2 protein-coding genes are annotated in these 625 nt (G+C 58.4%); both read right to left on the bottom strand.

Translation table 11 applies throughout. The features are described from left to right. Window positions 1-203 (bottom strand): oxidoreductase (locus tag AC1DRJ_RS31505; protein ID WP_477805543.1); only part of this gene is annotated, 203 nt, incomplete at its 3' end. Window positions 204-267: 64 nt separating this feature from the next. Continuing rightward, window positions 268-625: SDR family oxidoreductase (locus tag AC1DRJ_RS31500; protein WP_477805542.1), on the bottom strand; the 358-nt coding region annotated here is incomplete at its 5' end.

The following is a 625-nucleotide window of genomic DNA, read 5'->3' as shown; positions in this document are numbered from 1 at the left end:
CCAACGATGGCCAGGCCAACTCCGCCCTGCGCGCGGCGCTTAAGGAAAGCAATGGTCTGCTCGCTTGGGCGGCCGTCTTCGGTTGGGCGAAGTACTGCCATCGGCCCAAGGATAATGCGGTTTTTAATTTGCAATCCGTTGATCTGCAACGGGTTTGCCAGCAACTTGGCTGCATTGCTGGTACTCATCAAAATGTTAGTCATGTCAAAACTACTCTTGCCTGTATTGAGTCGGCCTGCGGGTTCAACAATCTGAAACCGGCTCGACTTACATGATTGAGCTCGCCCCACCGTCCACAGGGATATTGATCCCGGTGACCCATTCAGACTCATCAGAGGTCAGGTAAAGGCCAGCCCAAGCGACAGCGATCGGCTCGCCTGGCTTACCGGTGAGGGAGCGTTCCACGATAGGAGCCACTGGTGCCTTGTCGCCAAATTCCCGATACATCGCCTGAACTGGCGGGGTGTTCATCACACCAGGGCTGACCGAGTTAACCCGTACGCCAACGGCGATGCCTTCTGCTGCAAGTTGGCGCGTCAGGGCAAGCACCGCACCTTTCGCCGCGGCATGCGCAGCCTGCGGCAGCGCTCTCGCCCCCTGCATGCCAGCACCGGAGCCAATGTTG

This window comes from Pseudomonas sp. P5_B2, from assembly GCF_056400445.1.
Note: the sequence above shows the minus strand (reverse complement) of the source record. Positions and strands in the feature narration are given on the sequence as shown.